We start from the raw sequence: 555 nt of genomic DNA, 5'->3' as shown, positions 1-555 counted from the left end.
CGCATCGGCCAGGAGAAGAACCGCAACAACCGCGCCGTGAAGGTGTGGGACAAGCGCGAGTTCAAGGATCTCGACGGCAATGTCGAGCTCGGCATCCGCAACATCAAGGTGGCGCTGCGCCGCCTGCGCAAGTTCGCGCGCACCGGCGCGCCTGACGAGCTTGATCTCGACACCACCATCCGCGAGACCGCCAATCACGGCTATCTCGACGTTCACATGCGGCCCGAGCGGCGCAATGCGGTGAAGCTTCTGGTGTTCTTCGACATCGGTGGCTCCATGGATTCGCATATCGAGCAGGTCGAGGAGCTGTTCTCGGCGGCGAAGAGCGAGTTCAAGCACATGGAGTATTTCTACTTCCACAACTGCCTCTATGAAGGCGTGTGGAAGCAGAACAAGCGCCGCTTCACCGACCGCACGCCGACCTGGGACGTGCTGCACAAATACCCGCACGACTACAAGGTCGTGTTCGTCGGCGACGCCTCGATGTCGCCTTACGAGATCATGGTGCCCGGCGGCTCGGTCGAGCACGTCAACGAGGAGCCCGGCTCGGTCTGG

General features: G+C 62.0%; 1 protein-coding gene. It reads left to right on the top strand.

Annotation, left to right across the window (positions count from 1 at the left end; genetic code table 11):
* On the top strand, positions 1 to 555 hold a 555-nt coding region (locus tag RAD15_RS43440; RefSeq protein ID WP_458184801.1), incomplete at both ends, for a VWA domain-containing protein.

This window comes from Bradyrhizobium sp. 14AA, assembly GCF_054185205.1.
Note: the sequence above shows the minus strand (reverse complement) of the source record. Positions and strands in the feature narration are given on the sequence as shown.